This window comes from Streptomyces sp. NPDC051211, assembly GCF_040689505.1.
GTDB lineage: Bacteria > Actinomycetota > Actinomycetes > Streptomycetales > Streptomycetaceae > Streptomyces.
Genome location: NZ_JBFBAV010000023.1, coordinates 55217 through 71257, shown reverse-complemented (window position 1 = coordinate 71257; position 16041 = coordinate 55217). Strand labels below are relative to the sequence as shown.

15 protein-coding genes are annotated in these 16041 nt (G+C 73.2%); 11 read left to right on the top strand and 4 right to left on the bottom strand.

The window, feature by feature from the left end:
• The first annotated feature begins 85 nt into the window (after nt 1-85).
• Nucleotides 86-1129 carry an NlpC/P60 family protein gene (locus tag AB0447_RS22380; RefSeq protein WP_366478469.1) on the top strand — a complete coding sequence of 348 codons (1044 nt, stop codon included), beginning with the start codon at nt 86-88 and terminating at the stop codon, nt 1127-1129.
• A gap of 40 nt (nt 1130-1169) precedes the next feature.
• A complete protein-coding gene (locus AB0447_RS22375; RefSeq protein WP_366478468.1) occupies nt 1170-2294 on the top strand; it encodes a hypothetical protein in 1125 nt (374 codons plus the stop codon).
• Between the two features lie 4 nt (nt 2295-2298).
• On the opposite strand, the gene AB0447_RS22370 is transcribed toward AB0447_RS22375, so the two are convergent.
• Nucleotides 2299-3489 (bottom strand): glycosyltransferase 87 family protein, encoded by a 1191-nt coding sequence (locus AB0447_RS22370; RefSeq protein WP_366478467.1) that lies wholly within the window; start codon nt 3487-3489, stop codon nt 2299-2301.
• Between the two features lie 79 nt (nt 3490-3568).
• Here AB0447_RS22370 and AB0447_RS22365 point away from each other — a divergent pair, with 79 nt between their 5' ends.
• Together AB0447_RS22365 and AB0447_RS22360 are read left to right on the top strand one after the other, a co-directional pair.
• Nucleotides 3569-4711: a glycosyltransferase family 4 protein gene (locus tag AB0447_RS22365; RefSeq protein ID WP_366478466.1), complete on the top strand. Its 1143-nt coding sequence runs from the start codon at nt 3569-3571 to the stop codon at nt 4709-4711.
• A 100-nt stretch (nt 4712-4811) separates the two neighbouring features.
• Nucleotides 4812-6428, top strand: coding sequence for a GMC oxidoreductase (locus AB0447_RS22360; RefSeq protein ID WP_366478465.1), 1617 nt, complete (start codon nt 4812-4814; stop codon nt 6426-6428).
• A gap of 52 nt (nt 6429-6480) precedes the next feature.
• Here AB0447_RS22360 and AB0447_RS22355 read toward each other — a convergent pair whose 3' ends face one another.
• A complete protein-coding gene (locus AB0447_RS22355; RefSeq protein WP_366478464.1) occupies nt 6481-8277 on the bottom strand; it encodes a long-chain fatty acid--CoA ligase in 1797 nt (598 codons plus the stop codon).
• Between the two features lie 227 nt (nt 8278-8504).
• Between AB0447_RS22355 and AB0447_RS22350 the strand changes: the two genes are divergently transcribed.
• The 6 genes from AB0447_RS22350 to AB0447_RS22325 all read left to right on the top strand — a co-directional run bounded on the left by AB0447_RS22350 (nt 8505) and on the right by AB0447_RS22325 (nt 13467).
• Complete coding sequence (locus AB0447_RS22350) at nt 8505-9299, top strand: metallophosphoesterase (RefSeq protein ID WP_366478463.1); 795 nt, start codon at nt 8505-8507, stop codon at nt 9297-9299.
• Between the two features lie 98 nt (nt 9300-9397).
• Complete coding sequence (locus AB0447_RS22345) at nt 9398-9838, top strand: SRPBCC family protein (RefSeq protein WP_366478462.1); 441 nt, start codon at nt 9398-9400, stop codon at nt 9836-9838.
• Between the two features lie 4 nt (nt 9839-9842).
• The gene (locus AB0447_RS22340) at nt 9843-10973 is read left to right on the top strand and encodes an ArsA-related P-loop ATPase (protein ID WP_366478461.1); all 1131 of its coding nucleotides are present in this window, start codon (nt 9843-9845) and stop codon (nt 10971-10973) included.
• Nucleotides 10974-11128: 155 nt separating this feature from the next.
• Nucleotides 11129-11635: a DUF5304 domain-containing protein gene (locus tag AB0447_RS22335; protein ID WP_366478460.1), complete on the top strand. Its 507-nt coding sequence runs from the start codon at nt 11129-11131 to the stop codon at nt 11633-11635.
• Between the two features lie 61 nt (nt 11636-11696).
• Nucleotides 11697-12638, top strand: a complete 942-nt coding sequence (locus AB0447_RS22330; RefSeq protein WP_366478459.1) for an ROK family glucokinase — start codon at nt 11697-11699, stop codon at nt 12636-12638.
• A gap of 79 nt (nt 12639-12717) precedes the next feature.
• The gene (locus AB0447_RS22325; protein WP_366478458.1) at nt 12718-13467 is read left to right on the top strand and encodes an endonuclease/exonuclease/phosphatase family protein; all 750 of its coding nucleotides are present in this window, start codon (nt 12718-12720) and stop codon (nt 13465-13467) included.
• Here AB0447_RS22325 and AB0447_RS22320 read toward each other — a convergent pair whose 3' ends face one another.
• Entirely contained in the window at nt 13468-14154 is a 687-nt protein-coding gene (locus AB0447_RS22320; RefSeq protein WP_366478457.1) for a hypothetical protein, read from the bottom strand.
• A gap of 297 nt (nt 14155-14451) precedes the next feature.
• A complete protein-coding gene (locus AB0447_RS22315; RefSeq protein ID WP_366478456.1) occupies nt 14452-14892 on the bottom strand; it encodes a hypothetical protein in 441 nt (146 codons plus the stop codon).
• 159 nt (nt 14893-15051) lie between these two features.
• Here AB0447_RS22315 and AB0447_RS22310 point away from each other — a divergent pair, with 159 nt between their 5' ends.
• Nucleotides 15052-16020, top strand: coding sequence for a helix-turn-helix domain-containing protein (locus AB0447_RS22310; protein ID WP_366478455.1), 969 nt, complete (start codon nt 15052-15054; stop codon nt 16018-16020).
• The last annotated feature ends 21 nt before the right edge of the window (nt 16021-16041 follow it).

Here is a 16041-nt window from a genome sequence, read left to right as displayed (position 1 = left end):
ACTGTCTGCCAGCGCGGAACCCGGCCACGGCCGTCCACGGAGGGCGGACACGGGCGCCGCACAGCGGAAGGGAGTGCGGCTTCCCGTGGCGAACCATCGTCGGCCGGCGTCTTCAGGTCTCGACCGGAACTCGAAAGTCACCCTCCTGACCGGCGGAATGGCCGCCGCGGCAGCGACCGCCACCGCCCTGACCGGCGGGGCCGCCAGTGCCGCGCCCGCCGACCCGGCCTCCGGGGCCCGCGCCCGCGTCGACCGGCTCTTCGAGGAGGCCGAGCAGGCCACCGAGCGCTTCAACGAGGCGGGGGAGCGGTCCGCGAAGCTGCGCGCCGAGGTGCGCCGGGCCCAGGACGCCGTCGCCCGCGGCCAGGACCGCATCAACACCATGCGCGGGGTGCTCGGCGCCTTCGCCGGCGCCCAGTACCGGTCCGGTGGTCTCGACCCCACCATGGAGCTGCTGCTCACCGAGGACCCCGACGAGTACCTGGAGAAGGCCGGCACCCTGGACCGGCTGACCGGGCATCAGGCCCGCCAGCTGGCCGAACTCCGCGAGGAGCAGCGCCGGCTGAACCAGCAGCGCCAGGAGGCCTCCCACAAGCTGGCCGAACTCGACGAGCTGCGGGCGGACGTGGCCCGGCACAAGCGGTCCGTCACCGCCAAGCTGGCGGCCGCCCGGCGGCTGCTCAACGCGATGCCCTCGGAGGAACGGGCCGCGTACGAGCGCTCCTCCCGCTCCGGAGACCGGGCCGGAGCCCTGCCCGACATGTCCTCGGCCGGACCCACCTCCGGCCGCGCCGCAGCCGCCGTGATGGCCGCCCGGGCCGCGGTCGGCCGGCCCTACGTGTGGGGCTCCACCGGGCCCTCCGGCTTCGACTGCTCCGGGCTGATGGTGTGGTCGTACCGGCAGGCCGGGGTCTCGCTGCCGCGCACCTCGCAGGCCCAGCGGTACGCCGGGCGGCGGGTGCCGCTGTCCGAGGCCCGCCCCGGCGACCTGGTCACCTACCGCTCCGACGCCAGCCACGTCGGCATGTACGTCGGCAACGGCCAGGTCATCCACGCCCCGTACCCGGGCGCGCCGGTGCGCTACGACCCGGTCGGCATGATGCCCGTCTCCGCGGTGACCCGCGTCTGACCCTTCGCAGGGGCTGCCCGGCCGGCCGTACGATCGCCGGATGCGCCGCTCCCTCCTCTGCCTGCTGCTCCTGCTCGGCCTGTCGGCCGGCTGTGCCGCGCCCGCGGACCGGGCCGGGACGGACACCGCGGCCGGCCAGGTCCGGCGGGCCGTGGCCGAGTGGGCGGCGGGCGGCGGCGGGCGGCCCGGCGGGGTACCGGTCCAGTCCTGGGCGTACGAGGTCACCTCGGTCCGGGTCACGGACGGCGGGAGCCGGGCCACGGCGGGGGCGGAGCTCCGCTACCGGCTGGCCGGGTACGACGCCGCCCCCGCCGGGGGCGCCCGGGACCTGTCGCTGGCCGCGGCGGACGGCCGCTGGCGCGTCACCGCGGACCGGCCCGCCGCCGGAGCCCTGCCCGAGCTGTGGGACCAGGGCCCGGTGCGGGCGGTGCACGGACGGCACGCGCTGGTGCTGGGCTCCGGACCGCGCGAGCAGTTGACCGGGATCGCCGCGGAGGCCGACCGGGCCGTCCCGGCCGTGACCGCGGCCTGGCCGGGCTCCTGGGCGGGCCGGGTGGTGGTCCTGGTCCCCGCCTCGACCGAGCGGATGGCGGAACTCCTCGGCTCCCCGCCCGCCGTCTACCGGGGGATGGCCGCGGTGACCACCGGCCGGGTCGGCGTCTCACCGGCCCCGGCGGACCGGGTGGTGGTCAACCCGCAGGCGTACGGGGAACTGGCCGGCGAGGGCCGCCACGTCGTGCTCACGCACGAGGTGACCCATGTGGCGACCCGCTCGGAGACGTCCGCCTCGACCCCGCTGTGGCTGTCGGAGGGATTCGCGGACTGGGTCGCGTACCGGGACAGCGGCCGCGACCCCGCCGACATCGCGCCCGCGGTGCGCCGGGCCGTCCGCGCGGGCCGGCTGCCGGCCGCCCTGCCCGCCGACGAGGCGTTCGGCTTCGGCGGGGACCAGGAGGCGCTGTCCCGGGCCTACGAGGAGGCCTGGCTGGCCTGCCGGCTGATCGCGGCCCGCTGGGGCGAGGAGGCCCTGCTGCGCCTCTACCGGGCCGCGGCACGGGACCCGCTGCCCACGGCCCTGGCCGACGTACTGGGCACGGACCTGCCGTCCCTGACCGCCGCCTGGCGCTCCGCCCTGCGGACCGACCTCGGCGGCGGCACGCCCTAGGTTTCTAGCGGCCGACGGCCACGCCGGCAGCGGGGCGGGGGTCCGCGAGCGGCTCCGGCTCCGCCTCCGGAGCGGTCCGGGAGGCGGCCCACAGCACCCGGCAGGCGGAGACCGTCGCCCAGACCAGCAGGCCGTTGCGGATCACGATCAGCACGATGCCGACCCAGTCGCTGCCCACGATCTGCGAGAAGAACGTCGGGAACTCCAGCTGGGTGAAGGCCGTGGCCACCAGCAGGATGCGGGTGGCCCGCACCATCTTCGAGTCCGCCAGGGTCAGGCACACGGCCGCCAGGGCCACCAGCCACACCAGGTACTGCGGGCTGATCACCCGGCTGGTGATGGTGAACAGCAGCACCGCGGCGAACGCCGCGTCGAAGACCACGCGTTCGTCACCGACCCGGATGCGCGCCCGCAGCCGCCAGACCAGCAGCCAGCCGAACACCACCGCGGTCAGGCCCAGGGAGAGGGTGCTGATGGTGTTCACCCAGGGGCCGAGGAACTCCACCGAACCGTAGTTCAGCTTCACCTCCCCCTCCCACCAGCCGAACGCCCGGGCGAAGTGCAGCGGCAGTGCGCCGAGCGACTCCACCTCGGTGCCGCGGTCCCGCTGGAACGTCAGGAACGCCAGCGAGCCCGGCATGGCCACCGCGAACAGCAACAGCAGCAGCGCGCCCGTCGCGGCCGCCGACAGCCACACCATCCGGTTGCGGACCCCGGCCAGCAGCAGCGCCGGCCACACCTTCAGCACCGCGCCCAGCGCGATCAGCGGCCCGCGCACCCGCGGCAGCAGCAGGGCGGCCACCGCCACCGCCGCGACGAAGATGTCGTACCGGGCGTACGCGGTCGGGCCGACCAGCGGCACCGCCCAGACCCAGTACCAGGCGGCCCGCAGCCCCTTGCGGGCGAGCAGCCAGGTGACCACCGCGTCGGCGGCCAGACACAGCAGGATGAACGCCGCCGTGTAGGAGAGGAAGGGGAGCAGGCCGGGCGCCAGGACCGCCAGGGCCGCTCCCGGCGGGTACTGCCAGGTCACGTCGTCGAGCGGAAACGTTCCGGTGCGGAGCACCCCGAACCAGCCCTGGTAGATGACCGTGACGTCGACCGTCACGTCAGCCCCCGGCAGCGGGATCACCCGGAAGGTGCAGAGCAACAGCAGGATCCTGGTGGCCGACCAGGCCGAAGACAGTTTGAGCACCGCGCCATGATGCCCAGGTCCGGGGCCCCACGGCCACGAGACGCGGCAATCGAAACCAGTCCGGTACTGTCGGCAGGCGATGCACAAGACGCTGATCGTGACCAATGACTTCCCGCCGCGACCGGGCGGAATCCAGGCATTCCTGCACAATATGGCGCTGCGCCTGGACCCGGACCGGATCGTCGTCTACGCCTCCACCTGGAAGCACAGTGCGGAAGGTCACGCGGCCACCGCCGCGTTCGACGCCGAACAGCCCTTCCAGGTCGTGCGGGACCGTACGACGATGCTGCTGCCCACGCCCCGGGTGACCCGGCGGGCGGTGGGGCTGCTGCGGGAACACGGCTGCGAATCGGTGTGGTTCGGGGCGGCGGCACCGCTCGGCCTGATGGGCCCGGCGCTGCGCCGGGCGGGCGCCCGGCGGCTGGTGGCGACCACGCACGGGCACGAGGCGGGCTGGGCGCAGCTGCCGGCGGCCCGGCAACTGCTGCGGCGGATCGGCGAGGGCACCGACACGATCACCTATCTGGGCGAGTACACGCGCTCCCGGATCGCGTCCGCGCTGACCGCTCCGGCCGCCGGGCGGATGGTGCAACTGCCGCCGGGCGTCGACGAGAAGACCTTCCACCCCGACTCGGGCGGTGCGGAGGTCCGGGCCCGGCTGGGCCTGTCCGACCGTCCGGTCGTGGTGTGCGTCAGCCGGCTGGTGCCGCGCAAGGGGCAGGACACGCTGATCGCGGCGATGCCGCGGATCCTGGCAGCCGTCCCGGAGGCGGTGCTGCTGATCGTGGGCGGCGGGCCGTACGAGGCGGAGCTGAGGAAGCTGGCCGCCTCGACCGGTGTTGCGGACTCGGTCGTCTTCACGGGTGCCGTGCCCTGGTCCGAACTCCCCGCGCACTACGGCGCCGGCGACGTCTTCGCGATGCCGTGCCGGACCCGGCGCGGCGGCCTGGACGTGGAGGGCCTCGGCATCGTCTACCTGGAGGCCTCGGCCACGGGTCTCCCGGTGGTCGCGGGCGACTCCGGCGGTGCCCCGGACGCGGTCCTGGACGGCGAGACCGGCTGGGTGGTCCGGGGTGGGGTCCCGGAGGACTCGGCGGACCGCATCGTGGCCCTGCTCCAGGACCCGGAGCTGCGGGCCCGGATGGGCGCGCGCGGCCGCGCCTGGGTCGAGGAGAAGTGGCGCTGGGACCTGCTGGCGGAGCGGCTGCGCGAGCTGCTGTAGCGCTGCGCCCGCGGGCCGGTGGAGCCAGAGCTGACTGTCACTCGGAACGGTGGCTGCGCCGCGTATGGGCGGAAGTCCGGATTCCGCCCATGATGCGGCCATGACACCCAAACTGACGCGCCGTCACATCCTGGGCCTCGGCGCACTCCAGACGGCCGCCGCCCTCGGCTTCACCCGGATCGGCCCGTCCGCCGCGGCCGCCGAAGAGCCGCCCGCCGCGCACTACGCCCCCGCCATCGTCGTCGGCTCCGGCTACGGCTCCGCGGTCGCCGCCCTGCGGCTCGGGCAGGCCGGCGTACGGACCGTCGTACTCGAAATGGGCCGGCTCTGGGACACCCCCGGGTCCGACGGCAAGGTCTTCCCCTCCACCTCGGCCCCCGACCACCGCTCCATGTGGTTCCGCACCCGCACCGAGGCCCCGCTCGCCCAGTTCCTCTGGCTGGACGTGGTCAACCGGAACATCAGCCCCTACCCGGGCGTGCTGGACCGGGTCCACCACGGGGAGATGTCCGTGTACGTGGGCCGCGGCGTCGGCGGCGGATCCCTCGTCAACGGCGGTATGGCGCCCACGCCCAGACGGTCGTACTTCACCGAGCTCTTCCCCGGGGTCGACGCCGACGAGATGTACGGGACCTACTTCCCCCGGGCCCGCAGCATGCTCGGCGTCAACGACATCGACCCGGGCTGGTTCGAGTCCACCGAGTGGTACCGGTTCGCCCGGATCTCCCGCAAGCACGCCGTGAAGACCGGCCTGAAGACCGTCTTCGTGCCCAACGTCTACGACTTCGCCTACATGCAGCGCGAAGCGGCCGGCCAGGTCCCCAGGTCCGCACTGGCCGGCGAGGTCATCTACGGCAACAACCACGGCAAGAAGAGCCTCGACAAGACCTACCTCGCCGCCGCCCTCGGCACCGGCAACGTCACCATCGAGACCCTGCAGCGGGTCGTCGGCGTCCAGCCCGATCCGGCCGCCGGGTACGTCCTCACCGTGCAGACCATCGACCTCGCCGGGCGGGTCACCCGCACCCGCGAACTCGGCTGCCGGCAGCTCTTCCTCGGCGCCGGCAGCCTCGGCACCACCGAGATCCTGCTGCGGGCCCGCGAGACCGGGGCCCTGCCCGCCCTCAGCGGGCAGGTCGGGCTCGGCTGGGGCCCCAACGGCAACGTGATGACCGCCCGCGCCAACCACCTCTGGGACACCGTCGGCGCCCACCAGGCCACCATGCCCGCCCTCGGCATCGACGACTGGGACAACGCCTCGCATCCGGTCTTCGCCGAGATCGCCCCGCTGCCCATGGGGCTGGAGCACTGGATCTCGATGTACCTGGCGATCACGAAGAACCCCGAGCGCGGCCACTTCACGTACGACGCGGCCACCGACTCGGCCCGGCTCGCCTGGCGGCGCGACCAGAACACGCCCTCGGTCAACGCGGCGAAGAACCTCTTCGACCGCATCAACCGGAAGAACGTCACCATCTACCGGTACGACCTCTTCGGCGACAACAGGCCCTTCGCCGACAACTTCACCTACCACCCGCTGGGCGGCTGCGTGCTCGGCAACGCCACCGACGCCTACGGGCGCGCCAAGGGCTACCAGGGGCTGTACGTCGTCGACGGCTCCCTGATCCCCGGGTCCCTCGGCGTGAACCCCTTCGTGACCATCACCGCGCTCGCCGAGCGCAACATGGCCAGGATCCTCGCCGAGGACCCGAGGTAGCAGGTCCGGTCCAGTCCAGGCCCGTCCGGTCCGGTCCGTCCCGGTACGGGGACTAGCCCCGGTACAGCGCCTCGATCTCGTCCGCGAAGTCCTTCGCCACCACGTTCCGCTTCAGCTTCAGCGACGGCGTGATGTGGCCCGACTCCTCCGTGAACTGGGAGGGCAGAATGCGGAATTTCCGCACCGATTCCGCCTTGGACACCGCCGCGTTGCCGTCGTCGATCGCCTGCTGGACCGCCGCGTTCAGCTCCGCGTCCTCGCGCAGCTCCGCCGCCGTCACCCCGGCCGGCTTGCCGTTCTCCTGCGCCCACCGGGCCAGGAACTCCTCGTCGATGGTCACCAGCGCCGCCACGAACGGCCGGCCGTCGCCCACCACCATGCACTCCGCGACCAGCGCGTGCGCCCGGATCCGGTCCTCGATCACCGCGGGCGCCACGTTCTTGCCGCCGGCGGTGACGATGAGCTCCTTCTTCCGGCCGGTGATCGCCAGGAAGCCGTCCTCGTCGAGGGTGCCGACGTCGCCGGTGTGGAACCAGCCGTCGGTCAGCGCGTCGGCCGTGGCCGTCTCGTTCTTCCAGTACTCCCGGAAGATGTGCTCGCCGTGCAGCAGCACCTCGCCGTCGTCCGCGATCCGCACCACGGAACCCGGCAGCGGCTGGCCGACCGTGCCGATCTTCTGCCGGTCCCACGGGTTGAAGGCGGTCGCCGCGCAGGACTCGGTCAGGCCGTAGCCCTCCAGCACCGTGAACCCGATGCCGCGGAAGAAGTGTCCGAGCCGCTCGCCCAGCGGGGCGCCGCCGGAGATCGCGTACTCGCCGCGCCCGCCGAGCACCGCGTGCAGTTTGCTGTAGACCAGCTTCGAAAAGATCTTGTGCTTGAGCTTCAGCCCGAAGGACGGGCCGCCCGGGGCGTCCAGCGCACGGCTGTACGCGATCGCCGTCTCGGCCGCCGCGTCGAAGATCCGGCCCTTGCCGTCGGCCTGCGCCTTGGCCCGCGCCGAGTTGTAGACCTTCTCGAACACCCGCGGCACGCCCAGGATCAGCGTCGGGCGGAAGGACTGCAGCTCGTCGGTCAGGTTCTTGATGTCCGGTACGCAGCCCAGCCGGATCGGCGCCAGGACGGCCGCCACCTCCACCAGCCGGCCGAACACGTGGGCCGCCGGGAGGAAGAGCAGCACCGAGCACTCGCCGGTGCGGAAGAGCGGGCTCAGCCGCTCCACCACGTTGCCGCACTCGGCGAAGAAGTTGCGGTGGGTCAGCACACAGCCCTTGGGGCGGCCGGTGGTGCCCGAGGTGTAGACGATGGTCGCCGGGTCGTCGGCGTTCGCCAGGCTGCTGCGCTCGTCGACCTCGGAGTCCGGAACCTCCGCGCCGGCCGCCTTCAGCTGCTCCAGCGCGCCCTTCTCGATCTCCCAGACCTCGCGCAGCTCCGGCAGCGCGTCGCGCAGCGAGGCCACGACCGAGCCGTGCCCGGGGCTCTCCACCACGGCGGCCACTGCGCCGGAGTCGCCGAGGATCCACTGGATCTGCTCGGGGGAGGAGGTCTCGTACACCGGGACGGTGACTCCGCCGGCGGTCCAGATCGCGAAGTCGATCAGCACCCACTCGTAGCGGGTGCGGGAGATCAGGGCGACCCGGTCGCCGGGCTGGACACCGGCCGCGATCAGGCCCTTTGCGGCGGCCCGCACCTCGGCGAGGAACTCGGTCGCCGTGACGTCCTGCCACTGCCCGCCGACCTTGCGGGCCATGACGGCGGTGTCGGGATGCTGCGAGGCATTGCGGCGGATGAGATCCGTGAGATTCCCGTCCGACGGGACCTCGTACAGGGCCGGAAGGCTGAACTCGCGCAAGACTGCTGCTCCTCTGGGGCGCCATCGCCACGATGTGGACCGACCGGACGTTACCCACCGGTAGTGGGTTCCGGATAGAGGGAACCGGCCAGATGTTCCGTGCGTCACATGACGCGGCCTCATCGCGTCGAGACTAGTCCACCCCGTTCGCGACTCGGAAGTAACCGCAGGTCCGCAGGCTGCGGCCGCCCTACCCAGGTCGCCCGCGCCGCCCTAGGGTGGCGCGCATGGGTGGTTCGAATCGCGGCAGGCCGACGCGCACCAGAGTCCACGTCGTCAGCGACGTCCACGGCAACACCGAGGCGCTGGCCCGCGCCGGGGACGGCGCCGACGCCCTGATCTGCCTCGGTGACCTCGTCCTCTTCCTCGACTACGCCGACCACTCGCGCGGCATCTTCCCCGAACTCTTCGGCGTCGAGAACGCCGACCGGATCGTCGCCCTGCGCACCGAGCGCCGGTTCGCCGAGGCGAGCGAGCTCGGCCGGCGGCTGTGGGCCGGCCTCGACCGCCAACAGGTCATCGAGGACGCGGTCCGGCGCCAGTACGCCGAGATGTTCGCCGCGTTCCCCACCCCTACGTACGCCACCTACGGCAATGTCGACATTCCGAAACTGTGGCCCGAGTACGCCGGCGCCGGCACCACCGTCCTGGACGGCGAACGGGTGGAGATCGGCGGCCGGGTCTTCGGCTTCGTCGGCGGCGGCCTGCCCTCCCCGATGCGCACCCCGTACGAGATCGGCGTCGAGGAGTACGCGGCCAAGGTGGAGGCGCTCGGCGAGGTGGACGTCCTCTGCTCGCACATCCCGCCGGAGGTTCCCGAGCTCTGCTACGACACGGTGGCCCGCCGCTTCGAACGCGGCAGCGCGGCCCTGCTCGCCGCCATCCACCGGGTCCGCCCGCGCTACGCCCTCTTCGGCCACGTCCACCAGCCGCTGGCCGCGCGGATGCGGATCGGCGGCACCGAATGCGTGAACGTCGGCCACTTCGCCGCGACCGGGCGGCCCTGGGCCCTGGAGTGGTGATCGGGGCCCTGGAGTGGTGATCGCGCAACGCGCGGTAGCCTTCACGCGGCGGCCCCAGGCCGCACATTCCTCGAACACTCCCCGGAGGAGCCACCGCGATGGCGGAACACACCAGCTCGAGCATCACGATCGATGCGGCGCCGGCCGACGTCATGGCCGTGATCGCCGACTTCGCCCGCTACCCGGAGTGGACCGGCGAGGTGAAGGAGGCCGAGGTGCTGGGCACCGACGCCGAAGGCCGTGCCGAGAAGGTCCGCCTCCTCCTGGACGCCGGGGCGATCAAGGACGACCACACCCTCTCCTACACCTGGGAGGGCACGGACGAGGTCAGCTGGACCCTGGACAAGTCCCAGATGCTCCGGCAGCTCGACGGCTCCTACCGGCTGGCCCCGCTGGAAGGCGGCAAGCGCACCGAAGTGACGTACCAGCTCACCGTGGACGTCAAGATCCCGATGCTCGGCATGATCAAGCGCAAGGCCGAGAAGGTCATCATCGACCGCGCCCTGGCCGGCCTGAAGAAGCGCGTCGAGTCGGCGTAACCCCATGCGCACCCTGCTCGTGACCGGCCCCGGCGGGGCCGGGCGGACCACCGTGGCCGCGGCCACCGCACTCGCGGCGGCGCGGCGCGGCGAGCGGGTGCTCGTGCTGTCCGCCGACGCCGGGGACCCGCTGCGCACGGTCCTCGGACCGGACGAGGTGCCCGGCCTCACCGTCGGCCGGATCGATTCCGCGGACGAGTTCAGGACCGAGCTGGTCGCCCTCCAGGAACGAGGCACCGCCGTCCTCGGCATGCTCGGCGCCCGCCCGCTCGGCGAGGAGGAGCTCACCGAACTGCCCGGCGCCGAACAGTTCGCCCTGCTCCGCGCCCTGCGCCGGTCGGCCACCGCCGGCTTCGACCTGGTCGTCGTCGACATGCCGCCGCTCCACCAGGCCGTCGCCGCCCTCGCCCTCCCCGCCCAGCTGCGGCGCTACCTGACCCGGCTGGTGCCCGCCGAACGGCAGGCCGCCCGCGCGCTGCGTCCCGTACTGGCCCAGCTGGCCGGCGTACCGATGCCCGCGCAGTGGCTGTACGAGGCCGCCGCCCGCTGGGAGCAGGAGCTGGCCGCCGTCCAGGCGGTCGTCGAGGCCCCCACCACCTCCGTACGGCTGGTCGCCGAGCCCGGCCCGGGCGCCGACGAGGCGCTCCGGCTGGGGCGGCTCGGGCTCGCCCTGCACGGACTCGCGGTCGGCCCGGTCCTCGCCAACCGCCTGGTGCCGGCCGGCTCCGCCGACCCCTGGCTGGCCGGGCTCGCCGCCCGGCAGGACAAGTACGCGAGCCGGTGGCCCGGCCACCGCCCGCTGCCCCACCTGGGCCGGGACCCGCGCGGCCCCGAGGACCTGACACTCCTGGACCCCGGCCCGCAGACCGCGCCCGCCCGCCCCGACTGGCCCGTCGAGGACCGGCGGGCCGAGGACGGGGTGCTGGTGTGGACGGTGCCGCTGCCCGGCGCCGAGAAGCCGGAACTGGACCTGGTCCGGCGCGGCGACGAGCTGCTGCTCACCGCCGGACCGCACCGCAGGATCGTTCCGCTGCCGGCCGTGCTGCGCCGCTGCACCGTCTCCGGCGCCGCACTCGCCGACGACACCCTGCGCATCCGCTTCACCCCCGACCCGGCACTCTGGCCCACCCGCTGACCGGTCCGGACACCGGCTGGACACCCGCCCGGACACCGGCTGGACGCCGCCTCGGACACCGGTCCGGACACCGGCCGGTCCCAGGGGTCCGGGGGGTCCTCCGTTCGGGTAACGTCGAAGGTGTCCGCCCCGCAGCTGCCGCAGGAGAGTCCGCCATGAGCGAGGCCACCGACCGCCCCACCGACGACGACGCCTGGGCGAAGGCCTGTGCCGAGGACCTCGCCGCGGAGAAGGCGCGCCGCCGGGCCGGGCAGGGCGCGGGCGACGCGGGCACCGGGACCGCCGCGGAGGAGCTCTTCAAGCTGTTCGAGGCCGTCGCCGACAAGGTGTCCGGGCTGAACAACCCGCTGATCGGCACCGCAGCCCAGGGCGCGGTACGCCAGTTCGTCCACCAGGCGAAGAGCGCCGCCAAGCCCGTCATCGAACGCAACCCGGAGGTCTTCGACCACCTGGCCGCCGCCGGCTCGGAGCTGCTCGCCGCCTACCGCTCGGCCGTGGAGGGCCACGAGCGCCGCTGGACCCGCGACGAGCGCGACCCGCGCGACGAGCGCGACCCCCGCGACGAGCGCGACCCCCGCGACGAGAAGGACCGCCGCGACGAAAAGGACCCGCGCGACCAGGGTGAAGACCCCGGTCCTACCGGGCGCATCGACCTCGACTGAGACTCCGCCACCCTCGGGTACCTTTGGCCCTGGCGGGGTTTGACCGGAAACCGAGGGACTAATGGGACTCACCATCGGCGTCGACATCGGCGGCACGAAGATCGCGGCCGGCGTGGTCGACGAAGAGGGCACCATCCTTGACACGTACAAGGTGCCCACCCCGCCGACCGCGGACGGCGTGACGGAGGCGATCTGCACCGCCGTCTCCGAAGTCAGCAGCAACCACACCATCGACGCCGTCGGCATCGGCGCCGCGGGCTACGTGGACGACAAGCGCGCCACCGTGCTCTTCGCGCCGAACATCAACTGGCGGCACGAGCCGCTGAAGGACAAGGTCGAGCAGCGCATCGGCCTGCCCGTCGTGGTCGAGAACGACGCGAACTGCGCGGCCTGGGGCGAGTACCGGTTCGGCGCCGGCCAGGGCCACGAGGATGTCATCTGCATCACCCTCGGCACCGGCCTCGGCGGCGGCATCATCATCGGCAACAAGCTCCGCCGCGGCCGGTTCGGCGTGGCCGCCGAGTTCGGCCACATCCGGGTGGTCCCGGACGGCCTGCTGTGCGGCTGCGGCAGCCAGGGCTGCTGGGAGCAGTACGCCTCCGGCCGCGCCCTGGTCCGTTACGCGAAGCAGCGCGCCAACGCCACCCCGGAGCGGGCCGAGATCCTGCTCCGCCTGGGCGACGGCACTCCCGAGGGCATCGAGGGCAAGCACATCAGCGAGGCCGCCCGGGCCGGCGACCCGGTCGCCGTGGACTCCTTCCGCGAGCTGGCCCGCTGGGCCGGAGCCGGCCTCGCCGACCTCGCGTCCCTCTTCGACCCGTCCGCGTTCATCGTCGGCGGCGGCGTCTCCGACGAGGGCGAGCTGGTCCTCGACCCGATCCGGAAGTCGTTCCGGCGCTGGCTGATCGGCGGTCAGTGGCGGCCGCACGCGCAGGTCCTCGCCGCGCAGCTGGGCGGCAAGGCCGGACTGGTCGGCGCGGCCGACCTGGCCCGCCAGGGCTGACCGCGTTCGTTCCCGATGTCCGCCATCTGCCCGTCGCGCCCCCTGTGGCCGCGGCGGGCAGTTGCATAGGTTGCCCCGTATGGATGACCTGCCTCAGTCCCGCACGGAACCCGACGGCTCCGCAGTGATCCGGGTGCTCAGCTACAACATCCGCTCACTGCGCGACGACGAGAACGCACTGGCCCGGGTGATCCGTGCCTGCGCTCCCGACCTGGTCTTCGTCCAGGAGGCCCCGCGCTTCTTCCGCTGGCGCAAACACGCGGCCCGGCTGGCCGCGAAGACAGACCTGGTGGTGCTGAGCGGCGGAGCCACCGCCGCCGGGCCGCTGCTGCTGTGCTCGCTCCGCGCGTTCGTCGAACGCACCGAGGACGTGCTCCTTCCGCTCACCCCCGGCCTGCACCGGCGCGGCTTCGCGACGGCGGTGGTGCGGTTCGCGGGGGCGCGGGTGGCGCTGCTGAGCGCGCACCTGTCGCTGCACCCGGAGGAGCGCCTGGCCCAGGCGGACCAGGTGCTGGCCAGGCTGCGGGAAGCGGATGCGCCGTACGCGATCGCCGCGGGGGACATCAACGAGACACCGGCCGGCCCGGCCTTCGGGCGGCTGTCGGCCGGGCTGACGGACTGCCGGACGGCGGCTCCCTGGGGCGGGGAGTACACGTTCCCGGTGGGCGGCCCGGACCGCCGTATCGACGCGATCTTCACGACGGCGGGGGTGGAGGTGCTGGGATGCGGTGTCCCGGCCGGGCTCGCGGGAGTGTCGGAGACGGACCTCAAGGCCGCCACCGACCACCTCCCCGTCCTGGCGGCCCTCCGCCTCCCGGCGACCGCCTGATCAGGAGCCCGCAAGGATCCGGGCGGTCCGCTTCCGCACCTCGGCGAGATGGGCACGCGACCGGTCCAGCTCCCCGCGGTGCCGGTCCACCAGGCGCCTCTGGTACGCGCGGTCCAGCGCGTACCAGAGGTCCGTGACCCGGTGCTCCGCCCGGCAGTCGAGGTCGGCCAGGGCCATGGCCACGTCCTCCCGTTCGCCGCGCTGCCGGTCGCCGGCCCGGGACCGGCGCGCCCCGGCGTCGTCGTTCGCCTGCCACGGGTCGGCGTACCGGTACCCGGAACGCTCCATGCAGGCACTCCACGCGGCGAACGCGCCACGCAGCCGCGGGTCCGCCAGGGCGCTGTCCTCGGCCTCCTTCCGCAGCCGCAGTACCAGGGCCATCGTGTCGACCGGGGCGTCCCCGGTGAGGGCCTGCTGGGCCTCGCGGGCGCAGGTGTCCGTCCATACGGCGAGCTGGGCCGCGGGGCGTTCGGACGGCTGTGGCTGTGGCTGTGGCTGTGGCTGAGGCGCGCCGGGCCGGTCCGGGGCGGGCCGGTCCGCGGCGTGCTGCTCGTCCGCCGGGTTGCGGTACCCCCAGCGCGCGACCTCCGCACGGTCGACGATCCCGTAGCGTCCGGCGTTCATCTCCGCCGTGGACATCTGCCGTCCGGGGTCCACCACCGGCCAATCGATCCCGTGTTTCCGCATGCACGCGGCTCCGGCCTTCTGCAATGCAATATTGGCCTTCCGGCGGTCCTCAGGTTCGGCCCAATAAGAATCCAGCGGCAATCGGATATCCGAGGGTGCCGCCACGGCGGTCAATTCACCGAGGGGCGGGAGGCCTGAATTCCCGCCCTCCTCGCGCCCGCACGCGGTGAGCGCCGCAAGGGAAAGACAAAAGGCCGCGGCGGGCCGCAGCCGGATACGGAAGGACCGCATGAAGGACGAACTCCTTTCGGTGGCCGGGCGCCGGGCGGAATCGCCCGGCGCCCTTCGTGCCCGCCGTCAGCGGAACTGGACGGAAAGGGTCCGGTCATTCATCCAGTTGCCGATGTAGTCGTTCGGACCGCCCCACCAGCCGCTGGCGTCCCCGGTCCCGTTGTAACCGGAACGGTGGTTGGCCTGGCACCAGGACCAGGTGCGGAACGAGCTGATGTTCCCGACCGCGGTCCCCCACACGTTGCCCGTGATCAGCACGCCGGAATTGCAGGGCGTGCTGCCGTAGAAGGAGCCCAGGAACCCGCGCCGGCCCGCGTGCGTGTACTCCTCGCTGTAGTGGATCGAGGCCGCCGGGACCAGAGTGGAGCCGTTGCTGAAAGCCGCCTGCGCCGGCGATCCGCCCGCCCGGTCGGCACCGCCGTCCGCCGCCGCCGCATGTCCGGTACCGAGACCTGCCACGGCCGCCAGTGCCGCCAGACCGGCGGCAATCCGGGAACGCTTCATCATTTCCCCCTCGTTTCGGTTGGGATTTCCTCCATCAGTTTTGCAAGGAACCTCCCCTCCGGATTGGCGCAGAGTGAACAGTTCCTTGGCGGAGAATGCACTCTCGCCCCGTCGCCGGGCTGTTGCACCATGGCACGCCACGAGACGAAGCGGGGGTGCTCGATGATCGTGGAAACACTCGACAGCGCGGTTGTTCCGGCGGCCGAGCGATTCGACTGGTGGTGCGATCTCGTCGGCCGGGACACCGCGCCCACCCGGATAAGCAGCGATCACCACAGCGATTTCCGGGCCAGTATCGGAATGCTCCGGATGGGGGCGGTGGGCCTCTCGCTGCTCTCCATGCCGCCCATCCGGTCCGAGCGGACGCCGACACTGATCCGGCGTTCGGATCCGGAGGCGTACGAGCTCTGCCTGATCCTCGGCAGCGACATGTGGCTGGAGCAGCGCCGCTCCGACGCCCGGGTCCGGGCCGGCGACCTGCTGCTGTGGGACACCTCGCAGCCGTTCGACGGCCGGGGACTGGGGGCGGACGGTCAGCTGTCGCGGGCGATCATCCTGCACCTGCCGCGAGCGGCGCTGCCGTTACCGGAGGCGCGCCTGAACGAGCTGCTGGCCCGCCGGATGCCCACCGACGCCGGGATGGGGGCGCTGCTGGCCGGGTTCCTGCGCGGGCTCGTCGACGAGGCCGGAGCCTGGACCGGGCAGGACGCCGTCCGGCTCGGGTCCGTGGCGATGGAGCTGTCCGCGGCCTTCCTCGCCCACCGCCTCGACGCCGGTGCGGCCCTGCCGCCGGAGACCCGGCAGCAGTCCCTGCTCCACCGCATCCTCGGCTTCATCGACCTCAACCTCGCCGACCCGCAGCTCACGCCCGCCGCGGTGGCCGCGTACCACCACATCTCGGTGCGCTACCTGCACCGGATCTTCGAGCACCAGGACGCCACGGTGGCCGCCTGGATCCGCCGCCGCCGGCTCCAGCGCTGCCAGGCGGACCTGATCAATCCGCTGTACGCGACCCAGCGCGTCCACGCGATAGGCCGCCGCTGGGGCTTCGTCCACCCCGCCGACTTCACCCGGGCGTTCCGGCAGGCGTACGGCATGACGCCGACGGCCTACCGGAGACTGGGCGCCTGAAGGGGCCGTACCCCTGTGACG